The 22,325-nt window shown below is 56.1% G+C and carries 19 protein-coding genes and 5 tRNA genes; 13 read left to right on the top strand and 11 right to left on the bottom strand.

Annotated features, from left to right (window positions below; all coding sequences use genetic code 11):
• Positions 1-19 precede the first annotated feature (19 nt).
• From EDC39_RS12815 to EDC39_RS12765, 11 genes are all read right to left on the bottom strand, one after another.
• On the bottom strand, positions 20-5,398 hold the full coding sequence (locus EDC39_RS12815; protein WP_148896791.1) for a tyrosine-type recombinase/integrase: 5,379 nt from the start codon (positions 5,396-5,398) through the stop codon (positions 20-22).
• Between the two features lie 177 nt (positions 5,399-5,575).
• Positions 5,576-6,619 carry a YaaC family protein gene (locus tag EDC39_RS12810; RefSeq protein ID WP_148896790.1) on the bottom strand — a complete coding sequence of 348 codons (1,044 nt, stop codon included), beginning with the start codon at positions 6,617-6,619 and terminating at the stop codon, positions 5,576-5,578.
• Between the two features lie 330 nt (positions 6,620-6,949).
• Positions 6,950-7,231 carry a tyrosine-type recombinase/integrase gene (locus EDC39_RS12805; RefSeq protein WP_281289765.1) on the bottom strand — a complete coding sequence of 94 codons (282 nt, stop codon included), beginning with the start codon at positions 7,229-7,231 and terminating at the stop codon, positions 6,950-6,952.
• A 50-nt stretch (positions 7,232-7,281) separates the two neighbouring features.
• Entirely contained in the window at positions 7,282-7,584 is a 303-nt protein-coding gene (locus EDC39_RS12800) for a thermonuclease family protein (protein WP_222862884.1), read from the bottom strand.
• Positions 7,585-7,766: 182 nt separating this feature from the next.
• Positions 7,767-8,321 (bottom strand): hypothetical protein, encoded by a 555-nt coding sequence (locus EDC39_RS12795; protein ID WP_148896788.1) that lies wholly within the window; start codon positions 8,319-8,321, stop codon positions 7,767-7,769.
• A gap of 82 nt (positions 8,322-8,403) precedes the next feature.
• Complete coding sequence (locus tag EDC39_RS12790; protein WP_148896787.1) at positions 8,404-8,679, bottom strand: hypothetical protein; 276 nt, start codon at positions 8,677-8,679, stop codon at positions 8,404-8,406.
• Positions 8,676-9,050 (bottom strand): hypothetical protein, encoded by a 375-nt coding sequence (locus EDC39_RS12785; protein ID WP_148896786.1) that lies wholly within the window; start codon positions 9,048-9,050, stop codon positions 8,676-8,678. Before EDC39_RS12785 ends, EDC39_RS12790 begins: the two co-directional genes overlap by 4 nt.
• A 467-nt stretch (positions 9,051-9,517) precedes the next feature.
• On the bottom strand, positions 9,518-10,171 hold the full coding sequence (locus EDC39_RS12780) for a hypothetical protein (RefSeq protein WP_187426800.1): 654 nt from the start codon (positions 10,169-10,171) through the stop codon (positions 9,518-9,520).
• 386 nt (positions 10,172-10,557) lie between these two features.
• Positions 10,558-11,556, bottom strand: coding sequence for a tyrosine-type recombinase/integrase (locus EDC39_RS12775; protein ID WP_148896784.1), 999 nt, complete (start codon positions 11,554-11,556; stop codon positions 10,558-10,560).
• Between the two features lie 31 nt (positions 11,557-11,587).
• Positions 11,588-12,052: a hypothetical protein gene (locus EDC39_RS12770; protein WP_148896783.1), complete on the bottom strand. Its 465-nt coding sequence runs from the start codon at positions 12,050-12,052 to the stop codon at positions 11,588-11,590.
• Between the two features lie 330 nt (positions 12,053-12,382).
• A complete protein-coding gene (locus EDC39_RS12765) occupies positions 12,383-12,856 on the bottom strand; it encodes a metal-dependent hydrolase (RefSeq protein WP_187426799.1) in 474 nt (157 codons plus the stop codon).
• A gap of 276 nt (positions 12,857-13,132) precedes the next feature.
• Here EDC39_RS12765 and EDC39_RS12760 point away from each other — a divergent pair.
• The 13 genes from EDC39_RS12760 to EDC39_RS12700 all read left to right on the top strand — a co-directional run.
• Positions 13,133-13,213 (top strand) — tRNA-Arg (locus EDC39_RS12760).
• A 414-nt stretch (positions 13,214-13,627) separates the two neighbouring features.
• Positions 13,628-14,521, top strand: a complete 894-nt coding sequence (locus EDC39_RS12755; RefSeq protein WP_148896781.1) for an NHL repeat-containing protein — start codon at positions 13,628-13,630, stop codon at positions 14,519-14,521.
• Entirely contained in the window at positions 14,518-15,096 is a 579-nt protein-coding gene (locus EDC39_RS12750) for a cytochrome c3 family protein (protein WP_148896780.1), read from the top strand. The genes EDC39_RS12755 and EDC39_RS12750 overlap by 4 nt, the downstream gene beginning before the upstream one ends.
• Before the next feature lie 143 nt (positions 15,097-15,239).
• Positions 15,240-16,592, top strand: coding sequence for a phosphohexomutase domain-containing protein (locus EDC39_RS12745; protein WP_148896779.1), 1,353 nt, complete (start codon positions 15,240-15,242; stop codon positions 16,590-16,592).
• Positions 16,593-16,742: 150 nt separating this feature from the next.
• Entirely contained in the window at positions 16,743-18,464 is a 1,722-nt protein-coding gene (locus EDC39_RS12740; protein ID WP_148896778.1) for a proline--tRNA ligase, read from the top strand.
• A gap of 9 nt (positions 18,465-18,473) precedes the next feature.
• Positions 18,474-19,703 (top strand): DUF4388 domain-containing protein, encoded by a 1,230-nt coding sequence (locus tag EDC39_RS12735; protein WP_148896777.1) that lies wholly within the window; start codon positions 18,474-18,476, stop codon positions 19,701-19,703.
• Positions 19,700-20,443, top strand: a complete 744-nt coding sequence (pyrF, locus tag EDC39_RS12730) for an orotidine-5'-phosphate decarboxylase (protein ID WP_148896776.1) — start codon at positions 19,700-19,702, stop codon at positions 20,441-20,443. The genes EDC39_RS12735 and pyrF overlap by 4 nt, the downstream gene beginning before the upstream one ends.
• The gene (rlmB, locus tag EDC39_RS12725; protein WP_148896775.1) at positions 20,436-21,182 is read left to right on the top strand and encodes a 23S rRNA (guanosine(2251)-2'-O)-methyltransferase RlmB; all 747 of its coding nucleotides are present in this window, start codon (positions 20,436-20,438) and stop codon (positions 21,180-21,182) included. The genes pyrF and rlmB overlap by 8 nt, the downstream gene beginning before the upstream one ends.
• Before the next feature lie 376 nt (positions 21,183-21,558).
• A tRNA-Thr gene (locus tag EDC39_RS12720) sits at positions 21,559-21,634 on the top strand.
• 54 nt (positions 21,635-21,688) lie between these two features.
• Positions 21,689-21,773 (top strand) — tRNA-Tyr (locus EDC39_RS12715).
• Between the two features lie 138 nt (positions 21,774-21,911).
• A tRNA-Gly gene (locus EDC39_RS12710) sits at positions 21,912-21,988 on the top strand.
• A gap of 36 nt (positions 21,989-22,024) precedes the next feature.
• Positions 22,025-22,100, top strand: a tRNA-Thr gene (locus tag EDC39_RS12705).
• Between the two features lie 130 nt (positions 22,101-22,230).
• Positions 22,231-22,325 (top strand): GTP-binding protein (locus EDC39_RS12700; RefSeq protein ID WP_222862885.1); only part of this gene is annotated, 95 nt, incomplete at its 3' end.

Genomic DNA, 22,325 nt, shown 5'->3' with positions numbered 1-22,325 from the left:
ATGTTTTGTTTCATGGCATTTAGTATGCGTTTCTTGACACTAGAAAAATCACCACCCCCACCAAATTGACCAGCTTCCTGTCTGTCTCGACCAGTTTTCCGTCATGGAGGAGATAGCGGATCGGGATCCGGATCTTGCCGTTGGGCAAGTTTTCCCGGCACTGCGGCGGCGCGGCATGAAGGAAACGGCCTGTCGCCGCTCTCCATTTTCTTTCAAGGGATCTCGGCGATTTTATACGTGTGAAGCGAGGACAATGAACAGTGATCTCTGCCGTGGGGATTCCTAGGCATTCCAAAAAAGCGAGCGCCTGGTGCGCGATATGAATGTGGCTTATTTCAATGTGATTGTGGCGCACTCTGAACCCATCGAGAAGTGCTTTCGCCGCTGTTGGGGGTTTGTTGCGATCGTCTGATTTTGCCACCTGTTCAAACAGAACCTGCAGAACCTCCATCTCCGGTTTGGACTCCGGCCATTTGAGCTGAGTGGGGAGTTGGTCCTTGTGCTCGACGATCCTTTCGTAAAGCAACTCCGATAAGGTCTTCTCATCGGGCTTAAAGGCTGGGGTTTTTCGACTCCTTGCCTCCTGAAGGAGAGGGTGTGCCAGTGCCTGCCGGATACTGTCGTCGAGTGGTGGAAGGACCTTGTCCAGGGGATGTGTCTGCTTCTTCAGTAGGTTCTGGCCCATGCGCCGGCCGCGTCCCGTCAGCCTGGCGATAGCTTTTGTCGTAAGGGGAGGGGCGCTGTCTTTTCGCTGGCTGTTATGCACAACGAGTCTGTCGCACAAGTGGATGTAAGATGTCAGAGTCGTGTCCGTGCTGGCATGGCCAAGCAGCATGGCCAGGCAGAAGAGAGCCTTTTTGCTGGTCGCTCCGTCTCCCAGCAGATGTTCGCGCAACCGGATTCGATCGGCGGCGGAAAGGTCGTCATCAGCCAAAATGGAGGATTTGCTTTCAGTCGGTTCGCAAAGCAGGCTGGTCAGCAGATTGTTGGCGAACGTATGGCGCAGACCATGAAGCGTCAGGGTCTCGTCGCCTGTGACCTCGACCATCTTGTCCCGGATGGGACCGACCAGGGCATTCAGAGGCGTTGGCTTCATGTCGAAGGGAGCATCCGCGAACAGGGGCGCATCGTCTGTCGTTCCCGGCTCCTTTCTGCGGTAGGTGAGCCATGTTCTGACGAAGTCCAACTCTTCTTTGGGCAGTAGCAGCCAGAGGGGCAGTCGACGCCGAGCTTGCCTGCTTTTAATGCCGCGGAGCCGGTTGCGTTGTACCAGAATTTCGAGTTGCTCCCGTCCGACACATTCTTCAACCAGAATTCCACCGAGCTCGTTGATGCGCATGCCGGTACGGTAGAGCAGAACCAGGGCGACCAGGGTCATGCGCTGACGGCGGCTGAGGTCTTGTCTCCTCTTCCACCCCATGGCACTGCGCAAATCCCTGTACTCGCCGACCGATAGCAGGTTGGCCCGTACCTTGTTGTCCTTCTTGTATACGCGGATTCCGCTCTTCTTCAAATCGACGAAAAGGTCCGGGCACTCCTCAAAGAGGTGGAGATAGGACAAAAATTGGTTGAGTCGCTCGATGACCCAGACCGTTCTGTCGTTGATGATTTTGTCGTTATTCTGGTTCGTGCGTGTCCGAATAATCTCGTTTGCGGTTTTGCTGATCAGATCCTTGAAGTCATCTTCGTCCATCTCCGATATGTCATGCCCGACAGCATGCAGCAGAAACTCGTCATCGAACGCTTCAAGGTAGGAGATGACGGTCGATTTTGCCTCCGGTTGGACCTTGCGGTTTTCCTGCGGATAGATCCTTGCCGAAAGAAGTTGCATGGCCCAACGACCGAGCAGGGCTGTTGCTTCACTGAGTTGCTCTTGGTGGTCGGCCAAAAAGGTCGCGATGGCATTTTTGGTTTGTTCCGGGCTGGAAGGCGTCTGTTCTGTGGAGGTGTCGCCGGTTTTCCGGCTTGACGTATCGATGCGATGTCTCAGCTCACGAATCAGTTGTTTCTGCAGCTTGAGCCAATCCGTATGGTTGTCGGTAATGATGGCGCCTCGGCGTCGGATGCTTGGACGTTGATGGCCCACCGCCTTGTTGGTCAGCAAACGTACCCAAGCCGGATCGGGCAGACTGGCCGAAAGGATCTTGTTTTGCGAGTAGGCACTCAGGAACGGTTCGTTGGTGAGTGTGGTTCGTGCCTGTCCAAGGCGTAGCAGGTCTCGGAGGGTGGGTAAGGCATGCCCCTGTGCTTTCAGGTGCTTGCGGTAGGCCGCGTAGATCGACTTAAGAGAGAGGCTTTGTCTCTCCATAGGTCGTTGCGTTCGGGAGTAGAACTGCAGGATCAGGTTACGGGTTACCGGGTCGGGCAGCCAGCGGCGATAGAGCGTCGGATTCCGCTGCAGGCGCCAGCGCTCCTGGGGCGGGATGTCGTCAATGTCTTCCCGCCAGAGATCGACCCATAAGGTCTTCTGGTACAGGTAGACCTTGTCCGGCAGGGATTTGACGAGCGCTTCGGCCCATGTCTGGTGGTTGATGCCGCCGAACAAAACTGCGCTTACGAGAATCTGTCCCAGGGCAATAAGCGGGTCGTCAGGCGGTGGATTCTCCAGCTCTTTGACCAGGGCCTTCTCCAGAAGACGCGCTTGCAATACATGGTCGACTAGGGAAAGTTTTGCCAGATTTCTCGGTTTTCGGTTGATGACCGGTTTGGGTGGGATGGGGATGTCCCAATTTTGAACGTCCCGTCCTCTTTCCAGCCCCCGGATCAGAAAGGAGATTCGGCGATGGTAGACTCTCGGGTCCACCGGGTGCGGTTCGAGCTTCTCGATGAATTGACGTAGTTGGTCGAGGTTCACCTGAGGTCGGGCGTTGCCCTTGTAGATATCCGGAAGATAACAGCGCAGCTTGTCCAGAACATGAATCTGTTCGGGCTTGGTACTGAGCCCGTTGGGCCAGGCGACGCCAAAAAGTTGTTGCCACAGCTCTCCGGGGGGATCATCAAGGATCTGCCGAACCTTGCGGGCAGAAGCCTTTTGCATTTGGCTGGTACGGCCCGGCCTTTTGGAAGCTGGAAGTCCAGGTAGACGAATAATCTCTCTTCTCCCTCGCCGCTCAGGTGGCCATTGGATGGCCTTGAATCCAAGCCGTTCGAGCAGGCGCACAATGTAACGGCTCAACTCTTGCCGAAAGTCGTCCGGGTGCAAGGCCGAGGTCTGTGCCCAAGGTTCCTCTCCCAAATGCCAGTGCCCCAGTAGCGCCTCGATGACCTCCCAGTGACAACCGTCTTCCTGCAGTTCCGATTTGAGCAGGTGCCGTTGGACGTTGGGCGGTAGAAAAAAACCGTTTTCGGCCAAACGTCTGACGAGCTCCTGGCGAGTGACGGCAACAGGCTTCATCTCGGGAGAGAGGAAGAAGATGCTGAGCTCGGCCGGATTGTCCGTGCCTTTTTCGGTCTGAAAGTAACGGTTGATGTAGGTGTGGTAGTGATTGATCTGGTGGACACATTCCGGTGACAGCCATGCCAGGCGGCAGTGATACTGGTCAATGCCCGACTTGTCCCAGATGACGGTGAGTCCGTTGGCCGGGTCGATTCTCTGCGGAGGAATGTACGGTGTGTGGTTCGGCCTGAGTCCGGTGCAATATGCCAGGAAAAGTAACGTGTACAGCGTATAGCTGTTGTGGCAAGCAACCCATTCCTGCTGTGTTCGGGGAAGAGGTGTTTGGTCAATCTGTTCTTTCAGTTTATCGGCCAGATGTTGAACCTCTGCAAGCCGGGGACGACGCGGAGTACCGACAATCCTAGGAGGAGCCAGTGGGTACCGCTCTGGTATCCGGTCCTGCTGACCCGCTTCACGGAGAAGGTCGTTGCAGGCTCTGATGTAGAGTTGTTGCAAAAACTCCGGGTCAAATGCGGCGTAATGCACCCGGGTTCTGGCCAGGTAGATTTTACGCCCCAGCAGCAGGCTGGCAACTGCGATGTCCGAGTTGGGAAGGTTCGCCAACCGATAGAGAAGGTGGTCCTGGATCCGGTGGAAGGTCAGTCTGGAAGCCTTTTTCCGAAGTTTGGCCAACAAACTTTGGCAGGACGAAGGTGCGTTGCCTACAAACAGCTGTGTCGGTGTCGTCGAAGAACGGAGGGCCACATACCGTTCAATCAGCTTTGCCAGCGAGGGTGGCAGTGGCAGGTCAACATGGAACTGTCTTTGCCACGTCTGCTGCGTTGCCTCGGTAGAAGGCCGGGTTTTTAACTGGGGTTCCTCTGACCGAAGACGAAGACAACGGGTTTGCGAGATGTAGGTGTCTGGCCCTTCGGCGTTGTCGGGATGATCGACCACCAATAGGCAACGAATGCGTTTTGGATCAAGCCCGGCGAACAGCATGATGCCAAGCTGGATTCTCGCCTCGATGCAGTCATGTCTCGTTTCGCTGAAAATGCCTTTGACCAGAACCTCCAGCTCATGCTGGTTGAGATTGTCCCAAGAGCCCGGCAGCATCTGGTTCTCCCGGGCTTGGCGTTGTGTCGTGGCCCGAATGCTGTCCTGCTGAACGCGCTTGCCGTCGGGCAGGGTCCGTTGGAAAGCAAAAACAAGGCTGTTCGCTTCCGGTGGTTCGCTCTCCTCCTCCGTCGGCCGAAGGTCTTCAACCACAAGCGTGGCCTTTTCGCTCTCCTCTTCGAACGTTGTGTCATCTGCCCCTGAAGAGGTTTGTTCTCGATTGAGGTCGGGGAGGCTGAAAGGGTGAGGCCGGCACAGCTCAAGGGCTGTCTCGAGATAAGTGGTCAGGGGAGTGAGTTTTTCATTCTCGATTCGACGCAAGTCATCGAGAAATCTTTCCGGGACACATGGGCCCATCGGCATCTGGGCCAGCAAGGGATCGTCCGCAAGCCCGCGGACGGTCCGGAGGGCTCTGCCAAGCTGTTCTCGTGCCTCGCCTTCCCGATTGAGTTGCACGGTCAGGAGACGGACAAGAATGATTTGAGCCAGCAGTAGGTGCCAATGACCCAGATGTTCCGGGTTGGTCGGAAGGTACCCGAGGGTGGCAAGAAAGGGGCCTTCCGAAATTTGTTTTTGAAAGACATTGTTCCTGACCTCAGTTGGCCTGAGGTCCAGGCTGGGGAGATCGGTCTGGATTTGAGAGCGCTTTTGAAGAAGATGCTCTGCCAGAGAGAATGCGTCTTTCAGCCTTGCCCGGGCAGGTGCCCATAAAAGGTTCTTCGGGATGCAGAGCTCCAAATCTTTCCGGATTTGGACGAACGTTTTGAGGACAGGAAGGATGCGTTTTAAGGATGTCTCGACTCCGAGGATCTCGAGCAGATTCGCAAGGCAGACATCGTCGGACCTTGGTAGATGGGTTGCTAAACGGACATATCCAAGAATTTGCGTGTAGGACTCCGAGTTCATCGGGGTTTCAAAAATTGATAAAGCCGATACGTATCATTGTACAATTGAACGGTTATAAACGCTATGGGAAACAGTCATAGCTATAGGTAGGGTTCGTATAGGACATGGTTAGTCAACATGATCGAAAAGCGCATCATGTCTTGTTTTGTAACCTCGTCTCAAAGTTGGTACTTTGAGCTAGAATCTAGCCCTATAACCTGGAACCATTAACTCATGTCCTGTTATATCGCTAGCAATCTGATCAATAAAATTGTCTGCAGCCTGGTTGATGAACTCTGACAATAACCAGTTGTGTTGGCATTCAAAGTGTCTTCGGAGACGCTTTGGGTCATAACGAGTTAATTCACTTAATCTATGCATTACAATGTAAATCAATACTGGTGTTGGCCAAGGCAAAACACCATCTACCCTGTCGTTACGCTTGAAGTACCACAGTCGATGGGAACCATGTATGTATTTAATATCACGCCTGATTTTTTGGTGATACTTTATTAGTTGATTGATGCGTTCTGACTTTTTTGAGCCGCGGGAAGTATTCCACTTAAATCTCCTTTTTCTGCGTATAACAAACTTTGACTTAATGCCAATGTCTACTTCCCATCCGCGTTGTCTGCTAAAAATTTCCCTTTTCTTATATTTGTCATCGATGATTTCAGCGCAAAACCAAGCTTCGTTTCCCCTATTTTGACGGACAAAGTGAGGGTTTACAATAGGAATAAAAAGTTCTTGAGCTCCACGGTATGTGACCGTAAATGAGCGATGGACGAAAGGAAGGTTGTATAGTGCATCTTTAACAGAAACATGTCTGCCCGAAAGGTTTGCGCCGAAGTATCTTGATAGTGAAACAAATATTCCAGTCCCCTTAATTGTTGATAGCTCATTTGCAAGGCTTGTTTTGTTCCCGATTGAACGCCCAGACAAACCATGTAAATGTGAAAAGGAAATATTTTTTGATGATAACAAAGCTTTTGCTGCATTCAGCATACAATAGTAGGATGTTATCGCCTTAGATCCGTCTGGCAGAATAGAACTTGCTTTATAAAAGTTTTCTGCCTGTTTCCAATAAAGAACAGATTCTAGGCTAGAATTTCTTTTTAGCCACAACTCAACGTAATCGAATTGATCGCTTACGATAACTGTGGGTGCATCAAAGGTAGGCCTCATAAAAGCTTTGTGTGGCCTAATTTTTGCGTTCTTCAAAATTATTGCACGATGTGCCATTGATTTCGCTCCCCACCGCGCTTGGGGGTCCTTTTTTATAGCTCTATTGTAAAGGTTTCAGACGAATTTAGCCTCAATTACCCTGCTATGCCTTTTCGTCTATCTAATAATAACGGATTCCAATATCTGTGCACGGTTTTGCATCACGGAGAAAAAACAAAAAAGCCGCCCGGTTGGTTTTTCTCCCCGGACGGCTTTGTTCATCGTGTCATAATCCCCCTCTCGTATGAACAATCTTTTGTTAGCGTTTTTTTATTGCCTTGTCAAGGTTGTCATCGACTCACCATTGCCCCAGAAATACCAGAAAGTTTTGATCTGCTAGGCTCCCTGTCACTTCTTCAGTTCCACCGGAATCTGCCACGTGTAGCGTGCCTGCCCGCGCTCGACAATGTGGGCATAGCCGGCGGAAGTGGAAATGTTGCTGTGCCCGAGAGTTTCCTGAGCGGCCCGAATGTCCCTCGTCGCCTGGTAGAGCAACGCCCCACAGGTATGGCGCAGCGCATGGTAGGAAAGCCCGTCACGTTTCAAGCCGGCCTTGAGCAGATAATGGTTGATAACCGAGTTTACGCCCTGCCTGGTGATCCGGCCTTCGGGATGACCGCCCTTGCGGATCTGGACGAAGAGAGGTTGCCTCAGTTCGTCTCCGAAAACAGGGCCACGGGCTACAATGTGCCATCATCAAGTAAGACCTTGCCACTGATGCGGCCATAGCGGTCCTTGGTGACGACATCGACACGTACTGTTCTTCCGCCTACTAGGTCGAGGACAAATTTCTTTGCAGCCTGACCGAAGGGCTGGCCCGGTTTCTTTGGCCCGTGGCTGGTCTCCGGACAGTCAATCTCGGCCAAGCGGATTTTGACTGGCCGACCGCTATCGAGAACCTGAATCGTGTCGCCGTCGGAGATTTTGATGACTTGGCCCGTGAAGGAAGAGGCGAGGCAGGGGATGGCGGTCAGGAGTGTCAAGATTAGCGCCAAAATAATTGTTGTACGCATTGTATTTACAGGATAGTCGTCTGTGTTTGCAGGAAATTTGTTCTTGACAGCTGGTGGATGTGAATAAGGGTTAGAAACATACGTTTTTTATTGTTGAGGCAAGCTTAAGGCAGTCTGGTGATTTTCCAATACTCTGGCCAATAGATAAAATTTCAAAAAACAAACCATCTATGTTGTGATGTTTTATGCGATTTTCTAGCTTTGATACTCTGTTTGGCCTTTGATCCAAGGCCTAAATGTACTCCGCCTTTTACATTAGCAACGTATTTAATTAGCTCTCTTCTATTAATTGTTGCGCCAGCAACAATTGCACATGTAGATTCAAGATATTGATTTAGCGGAAATTCATACTTCATAATATGGTCAATTGAACCATTTTTACGTTCGGGTGGGCGTAGATGAGTGGTTCCTTTGGTGAGCATGTAGCCAGCTGCGTAGATGCCAGCGTGAGCAGCCCCGCCCGCGAGAGCAATTTCAAGATTGTTTCGGTCATAACTGCCAACCATAAGATCCAAATTGACACCGACAATTATGGGCTCTTTTTCTTTTCCAACCGCACGCCACGCTTTTCCAAGAATTCGCTCAACCAATAATCTGCGAAGTATAGGTGAGCCTCTACGGATTGAGGCTTCAGTTGCGTTTTCATTCCAGTCATTAGCAAAATATTCAATGTCTTGTGCAACAGTAATGATTTCTTGTTTTGTCATTTTTGGATTTTAACGACTAAGCTTACCTGCCGCTATGGAGCGCCAGCGGAGTAGTGGTCATGTGACGCGCCGTTCGGTGTCGTTAATCTGGCACATTTTTGCGTATCCACTCCCACGCTTTCTTTGGCAACCATCCCGACACATTATTGCGAACCTCGATAATGAGTAGGCTGTCGTTATCATCAATATGTGGCTTCAATTTCTCCCATATTTGTGATGGTGTGCTGTCTGCAGCGATAAGCCAAGTGGACTCAAGATAATGCCACCATCCTGGGTAGCTCTTAATCGCTTCATAGAGTCCTGCATAATCACGATTTGGAGCCGAGAGGTCGTAGTTAATTGCATAGGCCTTTCTCATTTCTCGTCTCCTTTCCTGATTGATGATTCTATATGTTCTGGCGTAGCACGATCTTTCGGTAATTTGTTTGGAGTATCTACTTCGTGATTTTCTGTTCCATAGGCCTTGCCACGATCAATAAGGTGAGCTTCCTTGTCAAATGTTAGGTTTTCTGGTTTGGACCAAACTAAGGCAAATACGGCCGTTGTTACAAAAATAAAAAGCCCTATACCAAGCCACATACCAGTAATCTTCTGTGCCGCATCAAGGTTAGCGCCTATCAGAACGGTTGCCAAGAAAGCCTCTACAATGAGGAGAGCAAGCACAAAGAAGCCAAGCGGAGTGTTGACTGCTGTAATAACCCGTTGGCGCTTTGACGCAGTCGAATTCATGTGGCCACCTATTCTCATACCATATCACCTAACGACCAAGCTCACTTTCCGCTATGGAGTGCAGCGGAATAGCGGTCAGGTGGAGCGCCTTATGCATTAATCCAATTTTTTTACTGATTGGGCATCGCATGCTTCACCATCTATATACAACACTGCATTATCATAGCTACAGAAATCGTCTTTTAATACTAAGACCTCCGAAGATGAGTATATAAAACAGTATGTCTTAATTAAAATATCTGGGCCATAGCCCCCAGTCAGGATTATTGTATGGCTATCTACTCTAATAAATTTGTTTTTATCTTTTGCTCCATAAACACAATCAGCGGATGAAATACTTGGCAACATTATGAAAAGGATTATAAACAAAAAAAATCTCAAAAAAGGCTTCATTTTTTCCTCTCCTTCGTATTGTATAACGGTTGGTGATAGGCGGACGTGACGTGCTGGCTCGAGTTGGCAGAGTCCTATTCGAGAACCGCCACTGTATCTTCGTTCCGCTTGATTACATTGTTAGATTTTTTTGATTTTATTTCTGAAATTAATTTATTGTATATAGAGTATATTTCATCAGGAAAGCATTCCAAATTTGTTTTATTTACTACCGCGTCTTCTATATAGTATTGTATTCCTGGATTGCGGAAGCGCTCAGAACAAAATTGAACACTATTAAGTGCAACAGGATAACGGCCTACCCATTTTATATAATTTGAAAGCTCTATTAATACTTGACGTTCTTTTGGGCTGAAATTGATTTTTATATCAATTTGATGTAAATTGTGCGTTTTAAGCTCATTTGGAAGTTTGGTGTATGTTTCATTTTTAGTTTTCAACGAAATGTTATTCTCTACAATCCACAAACCTTTTATAAGATTTTCAATGCCGAAAGCAGCTAAAAGTAATGCTTTTTGATAGAAAGCACCCCACAACATAAATTCCTTTTCTTCTTCAGTTATAGTATGGCTTGTATTTTCTTTTCTAATTGCTACGCATTTTTTCCATTTTTCTTTATATTCTTTAGATTCTTTTAAGAGTGCTTCGCCGCTTCTTAATGTATTGTACGCCTCAATTGCCCATGCAAATTCATTTTGAAGAATATTGTCGTATATGATTTTATTCATTTTTATAAATCTAACTTGTTATTATCTCTCCCCATCCTTTTTTCTGGATGGCCTACCTTGCCCCCACTACCCTGCCACGCTTGGGGCCATTTTATAGCTTTGTTATCAATGCGTTAGACGAGATTGTGACCAAATTGCCCTGTTATGCCTTCTCATCCATAGCAACGGATTCCAATATCTGTGCGCTTTTGCAGCTCAGAGAAAAAACAAAAGCCGCCCGGTTGGCTTCTTCCCGGACGGCTTTGTTCCTCGTGTCATAATCCCCCTCCTATAGAACAACTTTTTGTTAGCGCGTTTTTATCGCATTGTCAAGGTTACCAACAGGTTGCCATCGACGCACCATTGCCCCAGAAGTACAAGAACGCTTTGAGCTGCCAGATTCTCTGTCACCTCTTCAGTTCCACCGGAATCTGCCTCGTGTAGCGTGCCTGCCCACGCTCGACAATGTGGGCATAGCCGGCAGAAGTGGAAATGTTACTGTGCCCGAGAGTTTCCTGAACGGCCCGAATGTCCCTCGTCGCTTGGTAGAGCAGCGCCCCGCAGGTGTGGCGCAACGCATGGCAGGAAAGCCCCTCCCGCTTCAGACCGGCCTTCAGCAGATAATGGTTGATGACCGAGTTCACGCCTTGTCTGGTAATCCGGCCTTCGGGATGACCACCCTTGCGGATTTGGACAAAAAGGGGCTCCCCCAGTTCGTCTCCGGCAACAGGGCCACGGGCCACAAGGTAATCCCCCAGAGCCTGAGCCGTATCCTCGCGGGGGTAGATGAAACGGTCCTTGCCCTTGCCGTGGATCAGCAGCCGCAGGTCATGGCCGCTCCCCTCAATATCTGAGACGCAGGCCCGGACGATCTCGACCCGGCGTAGCCCTTCGAGTGCCATCAGGCCGATCATGGCCCGGTCCCGCAGGGCCTTGATACCGCCATCTGTCGGGATGGCCCAGAACAGCAACTCCGCCTCGCCCGCCGACAGGTATTTCATCTGTTCCTGTCTGGCCCGGCGCTCCTGAGGCGCCCTGACGTTGGCTGCCGGGTTCTTGTCGATCAGCCTCCTGTCCACTGCGGACTGGTAGAACCTGCGGATGGTGGTCAGCTTGAGCGAGATCGTTGAAGGCTTCGCGCCGGCATCAATCAGGGCCTTCCGCCAGGCTTTGACATCCTCGGTTGTGGCCTGTCCGGGATGGACATTATTCTCGCCGCACCAGGCCGGCCAGCTCTGGATCTGTCCCTGGTAGGTCTTCAGGGTGTCGGCACAGGCATCCCCGTTGGCGACATCGAGTTTGAGCCAGTCGGCAAGCAGGTCAGTTAGGTCCGGCGCGAGGGCAGGGGGCAGGGATGTTTGGACAAGTTCAACATGTTTTTTTTCTCCATATAGTTTCCCGGCCATCTATGCTCGACCACTGGTCGAGCGGAAATTTTCAAGAGCGAGGCGCCGATGGTGTCTTTTTGGGGCAATCCGGCCCTGAATCCTGGGGTTTCTCTTCAGTCGCACCTGTGGTCATCTGGGCTTGTGTCGCTTCATTTTCATCTTGTTCTAAGGGCAGGCTCACATAGTCCTTTGTTTGTCGCTCCATCAATCTCGACAGAAGCTCCTGATTGCGATTTTTGAAAACAAACGGAATTGCGATGACATCGACGGGGATAGATACGTAGAGATCGTAGAAGCCGACGAAAGGCGTAAGAACCCCGTAGGTACGCCAACCCCACCCTTTTGAGAACGGGCACAGAAGGATTCTCAAATCCTCGATGGTTGCGCCAAAGTATCTTGTCGCGGGTTTGCTCCCATTGTATGCGATTGTGACTCCGCAGCCAGCCAAGATTAGAGCCATCACAGCCACGACAAGTTTGCGCAGAATTTTGCTGCCCGCCTGGACCACGGTCACCTGTGCCTCCTTGTTCTATTCTATTGGCTCGTCTGCTGGACTTTCTCAGGAGGCACAATCCTGCAGGTGCGCTCCTTGTGCTGCCACTTGGTGGCTCCAGCCCACGCCGGCCGCTCATGGTCGGTGAGCAGAACAGTGAGCCGTTTACTTTACGGAAGAGCAATTATGTAGAGTAAAAATTCGTCCAAAAACCGGGGCGCAAAGCCCGGCCGTCAATCAACAGTCACACTGGATAACCAGCCCGTTTTCTGTGGATAAGGTCGTCCCATGTTTCGGGACTGACTTGGCCCGTTGCCGTCTGCCTGTTTTTGGGGCAACGGGAAGGCGAATTCACTTCCACCAGGAAAGCAGCCACTGAATCTCGACGGCGAGAAAGTCCATCGAGAGAAATCCCCGTTTCCCGGCAACGACCAGGGCCAGGACAACAATCCCGACCACCACGAAGGTTTCCGCGATGGAGTCCGTCACGTACCAGCCGGCGCCGAATTTCCGGCCAGCCGGATTCAGCAGCGGAATACCGCCCTTGCTCAGTCCGTCTTCGGCCAGATGCAGCAGGCAGCCGATAACCAGACAGGCCGTTACCAGCCACGTCCACCAGGATATGAGCTTGATGGCCGGCAACAGGACAATGATAGTCAGAACATAGATGACTGGCCAGTGGGGCAGCGTCCGGTGCCGGGCAGGTCCGGCCTTCAGTGCATCCGGCAGGATCGAGCCGAGCCCGGCAATGAAGTCCGGCAGCAGTCGGCCGGTGGCGGCGAACATCACGCAGAAGGCGCAGGGCTTTTGGTTGCGCCACTTCATGGCCCGCTTATTTGTTGGCGTAGAAAGGCTTGCTGTCGGATTCCCTGATGGCCACCGGAGTCTCGTCCGGCTCGACCACCGGGCTGAACACATTGCCGGTCACGACCTGTTTATGTGTTCAGTAGAATTGATGTTGGCTGTTGGGTTGCAGCCTATGGTCAGCCGCCTGGCGCAGCTTGTTGCAAAAAAATACAAAAAAGAAATAATTTGTCTCATGAAATCATGTCTGTGCTAATTCCTGAAATTCAGTTTTTCTCGTTATTACAACATGCTATTGTGCTTTTTGTGTTTCTGTGTTTTTCAAGAAAAATGGCCTCCGGAGCCGAGTCACAGGTTCGAATCCTGTCGAGCGCGCCATTCAAGATCGATCGACGAGGGGCCGGTGAGAGTTCACCGGCCCCTCGTTTTTTTTGTTACGGATATCAGGCGAACGGCTTGCCTGGCAAATTCTGGCGCGCAACCATGCAATTTATGCACGGCGAGGTTCTGGTCTGCGGCGGCGAGCATTTGTTCTGGAGCGCAGCTTTCGGGTGCAGTCCGATCCGCCGGTATCGGGGAGTCGATGATCGGTTGAGGGTGTGTTCTCGGTAAAGTCCTTTTATTTCAATTGGTTGTCCAGTGAGGGCTGATGTCGTCCTTTCGGTTTGGTGACCTGTGTCCGGATGGAACCGGCTTTTTCTAGCGAGGATTGGCCCGGGTGCTGCAATTGATCTGGTTATATTTCTGGTTGTCCAGCCGTGTTTAGGGATTGATCTTGCGATGGAGGTGCCGATGAAACTGCCGATTCGTCTCCTGTTCTTGGCCGGCTGTTGCCTGGTCCTGTTTTCCTGCGCCGACAACGATGGTGCGCCGCCGCAACTGCAATCGCCAGTGCGTCTGTCCGCGGTCACGGACGACGGCCTGTGGGTCGCCGATCATCTCGGCGACAGGGTGTTTCTGCTCGATCGGCAGAGCCTGAAAATGCGGGACAGCTTCCCCGTCGGTCCCCGACCGGCCGGAGTCGTTGTCGCGCAGGAACGGGTTTTCGTGGCCGAGCAGGGCGCCGGCCGGGTTTCGGTCTACGATCCGGATGGCGCCCTGCTCTACCGCCTGGGACAGGGGGATGGCGAATTCCAGCGGCCCAACGGCCTGGCGCTGAATGCCGCCGCCGGCTTGGTCTATGTCGTCGATTTGCAGGCCAGGGTGATCCGGGTCTTCACCCTCGACGGTAACGACGCCGGGTTCGCCATCGGCTCGGGCGACCTTAACGCCCCTACCGCCGTCGGCTACGATGCACAGCGCCGGGAAGTGCTGGTCAGCGACTTTGGCGTGCCCGATGTGCCGCAGGTACGGATCTATGCGGAAGACGGTACCTTTTTGCGGTCGCTGCCCGGAACGACCGGCGGTGGCATGCTTGGCGGGACGAGCATCTTTTCCGCTCCCCAGGGGCTGACGGTCGATGGCAAAGGACATCTCTTTCTCGTCGACAGCCTGCTGGGCCAGGTGCTGGTTCTCGATCAGCTGACCGGTGCGCTTCTCGGCACCGTCGGCCAGGCCGGTACCGGCGGCGGCGAGCTTTTTCTCCCCCTCGACGTGGCGATTGATGCCGACAGCGGCGATCTGCTGGTCGCCAACAGCAAGTTGGCGCGGGTCGATGTCTATCGGCAGGGAGGTGTGTGGCCATGAAAGACAGTCGGATGCCGCTTCTTTTGATCCTGTTGCTCTTGCTTTTGCCGCTGAAAGCCGAGGCGCTGATCGCGGCGCACCAGAACTACAACGGCTGCGACACCTGCCACAGCCTGCACGGCAGTGCTTCCGACACCGGACTGCTCGACGAGTTTTCCACCGAAACGACCTGTCTGGCCTGTCACGGCCCCCTGGGGATTGCCACCGAGGCCGCCGCCCACAACCCGGACAACCGGTTGCCGGGGGAGATCGGCTACATCACCTGCCTGGAGTGCCACAATCCGCACGACAATCGCGGCAACAGCGCTGGCGGAACCAATATCCGCCTGATCGGCATCGAATACGACTACAACGACAGCCCGCCGACCTGGTATCCCGACGCCGGGATCCGCGAAGAGAACAAGACTCTGGGCGTCGTTCGCGACGTGGTGTTCGAGTCGGATGTCGACGGTTCGGCGGATTTCAATCGCGGCGACGGACTCGGCGTCTGCGAGATCTGCCACAGCCCCAACCACAAGCGCGACAGGGACTGTACCAGCTGTCATGACCATGCCACCGGCTTTCTGCCGCCCTAGCAGCGTTGCTTGCGTCCCGTATCTTGGTTCCCTGCCCGGAAGCCGTTTTCGAACCTGCCGGCGAAGAAAGAATAGTTCTGGACTTCGCCGGAGGGAGTTTTTATAACAGGTCGGCGAATGAGATTCCGGAGGAGGGAGCGACCATGAAGCTTACCTGTTTCAAGGCCTATGACATACGCGGGCGGCTGCCCGACGAGCTGAACGAGGATCTGGCCTGGCGCATCGGCCGGGCCTATGCCGCCTGGCTGCGGCCAAAGAGGGTGGTTGTCGGCCGCGACGTGCGGTTGTCGAGCGAGGCACTGGCGGCGGCACTGATGCGCGGCCTCACCGAAGGCGGGTCCGACGTGGTCGATATCGGCCTGTGCGGCACCGAGGAGGTCTATTTCGTCACCGATTACGGCAGGTTCGACGGCGGCATCATGGTGACGGCCAGCCACAACCCCATCGACTTCAATGGCATGAAGCTGGTGCGCCAGCAGGCCCGGCCGATCAGTGGCGACAGCGGCCTTGACACCATCCGCCAGCTGGTCGCAGGCGGAGAGTTTCCGCCGGCGGACCAGGTCGGCCAGATCGAACGGGAGAACTTTCGCGGGCCCTACGTCAGGCACTTGCTCGGCTATCTCTGCAGTACCGAGCTGCGGCCTCTGAAAGTGGTAGTGAATCCCGGCAACGGCTGTGCCGGTCCGGTAGTGCGCCTGCTCGAGGCGCAGCTGCCCTTCGAGTTCATCCCGGTCCATTTCGATCCGGACGGCCGTTTCCCCAACGGCATTCCCAATCCACTGCTGCCGGAAAACCGCAGCGCCACCGCCGAGGCCGTGCGCCGGCACGGCGCCGATTTCGGCGTCGCCTGGGACGGCGATTTCGACCGCTGCTTTCTCTTCGACGAAAAGGGGGAGTTCATCGAGGGCTACTATATCGTCGGCCTGCTGGCCGAGTTTCTGCTCGGCGTGGTGCCGGGAGCGAAGATCATTCACGATCCGCGCCTGACCTGGAACACCATCGACATCGTGCGTCGCGCCGGCGGCACCCCGATCATGAGCAAGACCGGCCATGCCTTCATCAAGGAGCGGATGCGGGCCGAGGACGCACTCTACGGCGGCGAGATGAGTGCCCACCACTATTTTCGCGACTTTGCCTACTGCGACAGCGGCATGATCCCCTGGCTGCTGGTCGCCGGCCTGATGTGCCGCACCGGCAAGCCGCTGTCGGCCCTGGTCGCCGAGCGGATCGCCGCCTACCCGGCCAGCGGCGAGATCAACCGGCGGGTGGCCGATCCGGAGAAGGTGCTGCGGCTTGTCGAGGAGGAGTACGCGGGCCGGGGCGGCCGGGTCGACCATACTGACGGCCTGTCGGTCGAGTTCGACGACTGGCGCTTCAATCTGCGTCCCTCCAACACCGAGCCGGTGTTGCGGCTCAACGTCGAGTCGCGCGGCGACCGTGCGTTGATGCAGCGTTGCACCGAGGAGCTGCTGGCCCGGATCGACGCCATCGACTGAGGACCCGGCTCCGGCATTTCGGGCTGGGGCCGTCGTTCAGCCCCATGGCCTCGTTGCCGGGGTTTCTTGCAAAAAAAAGGCAAATAAGGTAGTTTCCTGAACCGTCGCGGCGCCCGTCGGGCGCCCATTCTTTCAGTGAGGATGCCTTCCATGCGTTACAGCCAGTATTTTCTCAACACCGTCAGGGAGACTCCGGCCGACGCCGAGGTGGTCAGCCACAAGCTGATGATCCGCGCCGGGATGATCAAGAAGGTCGCCGCCGGTATCTACAGCTATCTGCCCTTCGGCCTGCGCGCCATCCGCAAGGTGGAGCAGATCGTGCGCGAGGAGATGAACCGCGCCGGCGCCATCGAGCTGCTGATGCCTTCGGTGACGCCTGCCGAACTTTGGCAGGAGTCGGGCCGCTGGCGGCAGTACGGCAAGGAGCTGCTGCGGCTGAAGGACCGCAAGGAGGCAGAGTTCTGTCTCGGCCCGACGCATGAGGAGGTCATCACCGACATCGTTCGCCGCGAGCTGCGTTCCTACCGGCAGCTGCCGGTCAACCTCTACCAGATCCAGACCAAGTTCCGCGACGAGATCCGGCCCCGCTTCGGGCTGATGCGCGGTCGCGAGTTCATCATGAAGGACGCCTATTCCTTCGATCTGGACGATGCCGGGGCAGATGTCGCCTACGAGAAGATGTACCAGGCCTATCGGCGCATTTTCCAGCGCTGCGGCCTGAAGTTCCGGGCGGTGGAGGCTGATTCGGGAGCGATCGGCGGTTCCTTTTCGCACGAGTTCATGGTGCTGGCCGACTCCGGCGAGGACGCCATCGTTTCCTGCGACAGCTGCGAGTACGCCGCCAACGTCGAGAAGGCCGAAATCCGCTTCGATGCCCAGGCCCCGGCACCGGCGGCCGAACTGCAGAAGGTCGCCACCCCGGGTCAAAAAAGCATCGCCGAGGTGGCGTCCTTTCTCGGCGTGCCGGCCGAGAAACTGGTCAAGACCCTCATCGTCGAGACCGACAGCGGAGAGCTGGTTGCCGTGCTGCTGCGCGGCGACCGCGAGCTGAACCTGGTCAAGGTTGGCAACCTGCTCGATGCCGACTGGGTGGAGCTGGCGTCCGACGACAAGGTTTTCAAGGTGACCGGCGCCCCGGCCGGCTTCGCCGGCCCGGTCGGTCTGGAGATCCCGGTGCTGGCCGACATGGAAGTGCGGGCGATGGCGGATTTCGTCGTCGGCGCCAACGAAAAGGATGCCCACCTCACCGGCGTCAACCACGGCCGCGATTTCGAGGTGAGTCGCTTCGCCGATCTGCGCCAGGCCGAGGCCGGCGACCCCTGTCCCCGCTGCGGCGGCAGGCTGGAGACCTGGCGCGGTATCGAGGTCGGGCACGTCTTCAAGCTGGGGACCAAGTATTCCGAGAGCATGCAGGCCACCGTGCTTGACGAGCAGGGGCGGGAACGGACCCTGGTCATGGGGTGCTACGGCATCGGCATCGGCCGCACCGTGGCCGCCGCCATCGAGCAGAACCACGACGAAAACGGCATCATCTGGCCGATGCCCATCGCTCCCTTCCAGGTGCTGGTCACCTTGGTCAATCCCAAGGACGAAGCGGTGGCCGCCGCCGGAGAGAAGCTCTATCGCGAGCTCTGCGAACGGGGGATCGAGGTGCTGCTCGACGACCGCGACGAACGGCCCGGCAGCAAGTTCAAGGACGCCGACCTGATCGGCATTCCGCTGCGGGTGACCGTCGGTTCCCGCGGCCTGAAGGACGGCAGGCTAGAGCTGCAGCAGCGGCGCAGCGGCGAGCGCACCCTGTATCCGGTGGACGAGATGGCAGACCGGGTCGTCGAGCAGGTGCGGGCGGCGATGTGCGCCGCTGTCGACTAGGTCGCGGTCATGTCCGGACTGACCGTCAGCAGCCATGGGCGCATCAACCTGCCGGCCAGCGCCGTCCGCCAGCTGCGCAACCGGACGCTGGAGGTGGCGTCCTGTTCCGGTGGCCACCTGTTGTTGACGGTCCGGGGGGAAGACAACGTCTGCCTGGCGGGTACGCTGGGCGAAATCACCCTGCCCGACCTGCTCTCCTTCTTCAACATGTTCCGCAAGACCGGCATTCTGCGCTTTGCCCTGCTGGGCGGCGAGAAGGCCCTCTATTTCAGGGAAGGAGAGGTCGTCAGCGCCACCAGCACCTTTCCGGAAGAGGACCTCGGCGAGATCCTCTTCACCCTGGGCAAGGTCGACCGGGAAACCCTCGACCGGGCCCGGCAGTTCGCTACCAGCAAGAGTCCCATCGGCAAGATCCTGGTCGAGCGGCAGGTGGTGACGGCCAAGGATCTGTGGCAGGCCCTGCGCTGCCAGGTTGAAACCATCGTCTATGATCTGTTCACCTTCAGTGAGGGAAGTTTCTCCTTTGCCGCCCGTTCCTTCGACGAGGAGCAGATCGTTACCCTCGCCATGAACACCCAGAACCTGATCATGGAGGGACTGCGGCGCATCGACGAGCGTGGTTTGTTCATGGAGGTGATTGGCTCGCTCGATCACTGCCCGGTGGCGACGGGGGAGGGCGGCGGGGAGCTTTCCCCGGCCGAGCAGCGGCTGCTCGAGCGTATCGGGCAGGGGGCTGCCGCCGAGGCGAGGGAGATCCTGCGGCAGTCGGGGCTGGGGGAGTTCGACGGGCTCAAGGTTCTGTTCCAGCTGATCGAGAAGAAGCGGGTGCGCATGGAGCGGCCGCCGCAGGTTGAGGTCGAGGGGCGGACCGGCGAACTGATCCGGATCTACAACGCGGCCCTGGTTGCCATCCACGCCCGCGTCATCAGGTACAGCCCGCGCTTCGCCTTCGAGGTCCAGCACTTTTTGCGTGATCTTCCCCCGCCCTACTCCTACGTGTTCAAGGATGTGACCCTGCGGCAGGACGGCTCCCTCGACGCCGGCAGGCTGGCGGCCAATCTGGCCGGGCTGGGAGAGGACGACCGCGACCGGCTGCTGGCGGAGGCTCTCAACGAACTGCTTTACATGGAAACCATGGTGGCGCGGCGCGATCTGCCCGGCGAGGATTCGGCCGAGTTGGTCTCGCGGGTGCAGGAGATCGCCCGTCGCGTCCGGGAACTGGTAGGGAGGAACGGATGAAAGAGAACGCCAGCCGGCACCTGGCCTTCGCCATGGATGTCGATTCTTTTGACGAGGCTGAAAAATGGGTCAAGCTGCTCAGGGGCAAGGTCGGTCTGTTCAAGGTCGGCAAGCAGCTTTTCACGCGCTGCGGACCGGACGTGGTGCGAATGATCCGGGCCGAGGGCGGGGAGGTCTTTCTCGACCTGAAGTACCACGACATTCCGAACACGGTGGCGAAGGCGGCGGTCGAGGCCTGTCGGCTTGGGGTGCGGATGTTCAACGTCCACGCCCTCGGCGGCGGCGAGATGATGCGGGCGACGTCGACGGCGGTGCGCGAAGTCTGTGAGCGGGAAGGGATCGAGCGCCCCGTGGTGCTGGCAGTGACCATCCTCACCTCGTCCACCGACGAGACCCTGCGCCAGATCGGCATCGACCGGCCGGTGACCGAGATGGTCCCCCGGCTGGCCGCCCTGGCCAGGGACGCTGGCCTGGACGGTGTGGTCGCCTCGCCGCGCGAGGTCGGCCTGATCCGTTCGGCCTGCGGTCCGGAGTTTCGTATCGTGACCCCGGGGGTCCGGCCGGCCTTTGCCGCCGCCAACGACCAGAAGCGGGTGACGACGCCGGCTGAGGCGATCCGGGCCGGGGCCGATTACCTGGTGGTCGGCCGTCCCATTTCCGCCGCCGACGACCCGGTGGATGCGGCCGCGCGGATTCTGGCCGAGATCGAGGAGGCGCTTTCGTCGTCCGCCGATGGCTGACCTGGTCTGCGGCATCAACCCGGTCCGCGAGGCCCTGTCCGGCGGCATGCGCCGGGCCCTTCGGCTGCTGGTGGCCGAAGGTGGGAAGAATCGCCGAATCGAACCGTTGCTGCGGCTGGCCGAAGAGCGGGGCGTGTCGGTCGGCCGGCGTCCGCGCGGTGAGCTCGACCGGCTGTGCGGCGGCCTGCGGCACCAGGACGTGGTGCTGCTGCTCGAACCCTTCCGCTACTGTCCATTCGAAGACCTGCTCGACCGCTGGCGGGCAAGCGGCCGCCATGCGTTCTTTCTGTTGCTCGACGGTGTCACCGATCCACACAATCTCGGCGCCATCGCTCGCAGTGCCGAGGTGGCCGGCTGTCACGGGCTGATTCTGCCTCGGGACCGCTCATGTCCGGTCACGGCCGTCGCCGAACGGGCCGCCGCCGGCGCCCTCAACCACCTGCCGGTCTGCCGGGTCACCAATCTGGCGCGTACCATGGACGAGCTGCGGCGCCAGGGGATCTGGCTTTACGGCCTGGCGGGGGAAGACGAGGCGGTCAATCTTTTCGAGGTCGATCTGGGCGGGGATGTCGCCCTGGTGGTCGGTGCCGAGGGGCGGGGGCTGCGCCCCAACATCCGCGGCCGCTGTGACCGGCTGCTGGCCATCCCCATGTTCGGCCGGGTCTCCTCCCTGAACGCCTCCGTCGCCGCCGGCATTGCCCTGTTCGAAGTGGTCCGGCAAAAATTCAGGGACGGGTGACGAGTGACGGGTGACGGAAAAAACAGTGACGAGGGACGAGGTGAATTCCTTCCAGCCTCCAGTCTTTACTCGTCACCCGTCACTCGTCCCTTGTCACAGGATAAAAAAATGGGGTGCTCCCAGGAGGGATAAGAGCACCCCAAAGCGTAGTGGTTGTTGCGGTTTAAATATGACCATATTTGTCGCCTATTGTCAAGGGGGGCGCCCGAAATTGTTTATTGGGCAGTGCCGGGCAAAAAAAAATTGCCCCGGGGCCAACTAGGCGGTTGACAAGGCAGGTCAATTAAATTATATGTTTTGCGCTGCTGCGGCGGGGCGGGGCCGTAAAAAAAGGCCTTGCATTTCGCGCGCCGCTCAGGTATAAATCGCTCCTTGTGCTGGCGTAGCTCAACTGGTAGAGCAGCTGACTTGTAATCAGCAGGTTGCGGGTTCGATTCCTGTCGCCAGCTCCACTCGAGCACAACGGCGCAACGAGCTGAAAAGAGAATAGATCGAGGCAATCCTTTGGAGGGGTTCCCGAGTGGCCAAAGGGAGCAGACTGTAAATCTGCCGTCGTAGACTTCGGAGGTTCGAATCCTCCCCCCTCCACCACTGATAAATTACCTGCCGGGCAAAGTCCGGAGGCTGTGTTCCAGGAGGCCACGAGCCGCAGGTACTGGGAGCACCGCCGGGTGGCGCCCACCAGGCTGCAAGACAACTTAATAGAAGTTCGGTTCTTCGAGGTTTTGGGCGGGAGTAGCTCAGTTGGCTAGAGCATCAGCCTTCCAAGCTGAGGGTCGCGGGTTCGAGTCCCGTTTCCCGCTCCATACTAAAACCGATCTTCGCGGACAAAGGTGGAATAAGCCCACATAGCTCAGATGGTAGAGCACACCCTTGGTAAGGGTGAGGTCACCGGTTCAATTCCGGTTGTGGGCTCCATTTCACTTTTGTTTGGGAAGATTTTTGTTGTTTTTCGGAGCCGTTAAGTCACGCGAAAGCGGATCTGTTCTGGCCGCAATCCGACAAAAGCAAAAAAGACAGGATTCTCGAAACAAGGGAGGTCGACGCAATGTCCAAGGAAAAATTCGAGAGAACAAAGCCCCATGTCAACATTGGCACCATCGGCCACGTTGACCACGGGAAGACGACTCTGACCGCTGCCAT

Source organism: Geothermobacter ehrlichii, assembly GCF_008124615.1.
GTDB classification, from domain to species: domain Bacteria; phylum Desulfobacterota; class Desulfuromonadia; order Desulfuromonadales; family Geothermobacteraceae; genus Geothermobacter; species Geothermobacter ehrlichii.
This window is presented reverse-complemented; position numbering and strand designations above follow the sequence as displayed.

What these genes read in the sequence shown, in the direction of transcription:
- EDC39_RS12755 (WP_148896781.1), top strand. Translation starts at nt 13,628, where the DNA reads ATGAAACTGCCGATTCGTCTCCTGTTCTTGGCCGGCTGTTGCCTGGTC.
- EDC39_RS12740 (WP_148896778.1), top strand. Translation starts at nt 16,743, where the DNA reads ATGCGTTACAGCCAGTATTTTCTCAACACCGTCAGGGAGACTCCGGCC.
- EDC39_RS12795 (WP_148896788.1), bottom strand. Translation starts at nt 8,321, where the DNA reads ATGACAAAACAAGAAATCATTACTGTTGCACAAGACATTGAATATTTT.
- EDC39_RS12790 (WP_148896787.1), bottom strand. Translation starts at nt 8,679, where the DNA reads ATGAGAAAGGCCTATGCAATTAACTACGACCTCTCGGCTCCAAATCGT.
- EDC39_RS12765 (WP_187426799.1), bottom strand. Translation starts at nt 12,856, where the DNA reads ATGAAGTGGCGCAACCAAAAGCCCTGCGCCTTCTGCGTGATGTTCGCC.
- EDC39_RS12810 (WP_148896790.1), bottom strand. Translation starts at nt 6,619, where the DNA reads ATGGCACATCGTGCAATAATTTTGAAGAACGCAAAAATTAGGCCACAC.
- pyrF (WP_148896776.1), top strand. Translation starts at nt 19,700, where the DNA reads ATGAAAGAGAACGCCAGCCGGCACCTGGCCTTCGCCATGGATGTCGAT.
- EDC39_RS12780 (WP_187426800.1), bottom strand. Translation starts at nt 10,171, where the DNA reads ATGAATAAAATCATATACGACAATATTCTTCAAAATGAATTTGCATGG.
- EDC39_RS12775 (WP_148896784.1), bottom strand. Translation starts at nt 11,556, where the DNA reads ATGGCCGGGAAACTATATGGAGAAAAAAAACATGTTGAACTTGTCCAA.
- EDC39_RS12745 (WP_148896779.1), top strand. Translation starts at nt 15,240, where the DNA reads ATGAAGCTTACCTGTTTCAAGGCCTATGACATACGCGGGCGGCTGCCC.
- EDC39_RS12750 (WP_148896780.1), top strand. Translation starts at nt 14,518, where the DNA reads ATGAAAGACAGTCGGATGCCGCTTCTTTTGATCCTGTTGCTCTTGCTT.
- EDC39_RS12815 (WP_148896791.1), bottom strand. Translation starts at nt 5,398, where the DNA reads ATGAACTCGGAGTCCTACACGCAAATTCTTGGATATGTCCGTTTAGCA.
- EDC39_RS12735 (WP_148896777.1), top strand. Translation starts at nt 18,474, where the DNA reads ATGTCCGGACTGACCGTCAGCAGCCATGGGCGCATCAACCTGCCGGCC.
- rlmB (WP_148896775.1), top strand. Translation starts at nt 20,436, where the DNA reads ATGGCTGACCTGGTCTGCGGCATCAACCCGGTCCGCGAGGCCCTGTCC.
- EDC39_RS12785 (WP_148896786.1), bottom strand. Translation starts at nt 9,050, where the DNA reads ATGAATTCGACTGCGTCAAAGCGCCAACGGGTTATTACAGCAGTCAAC.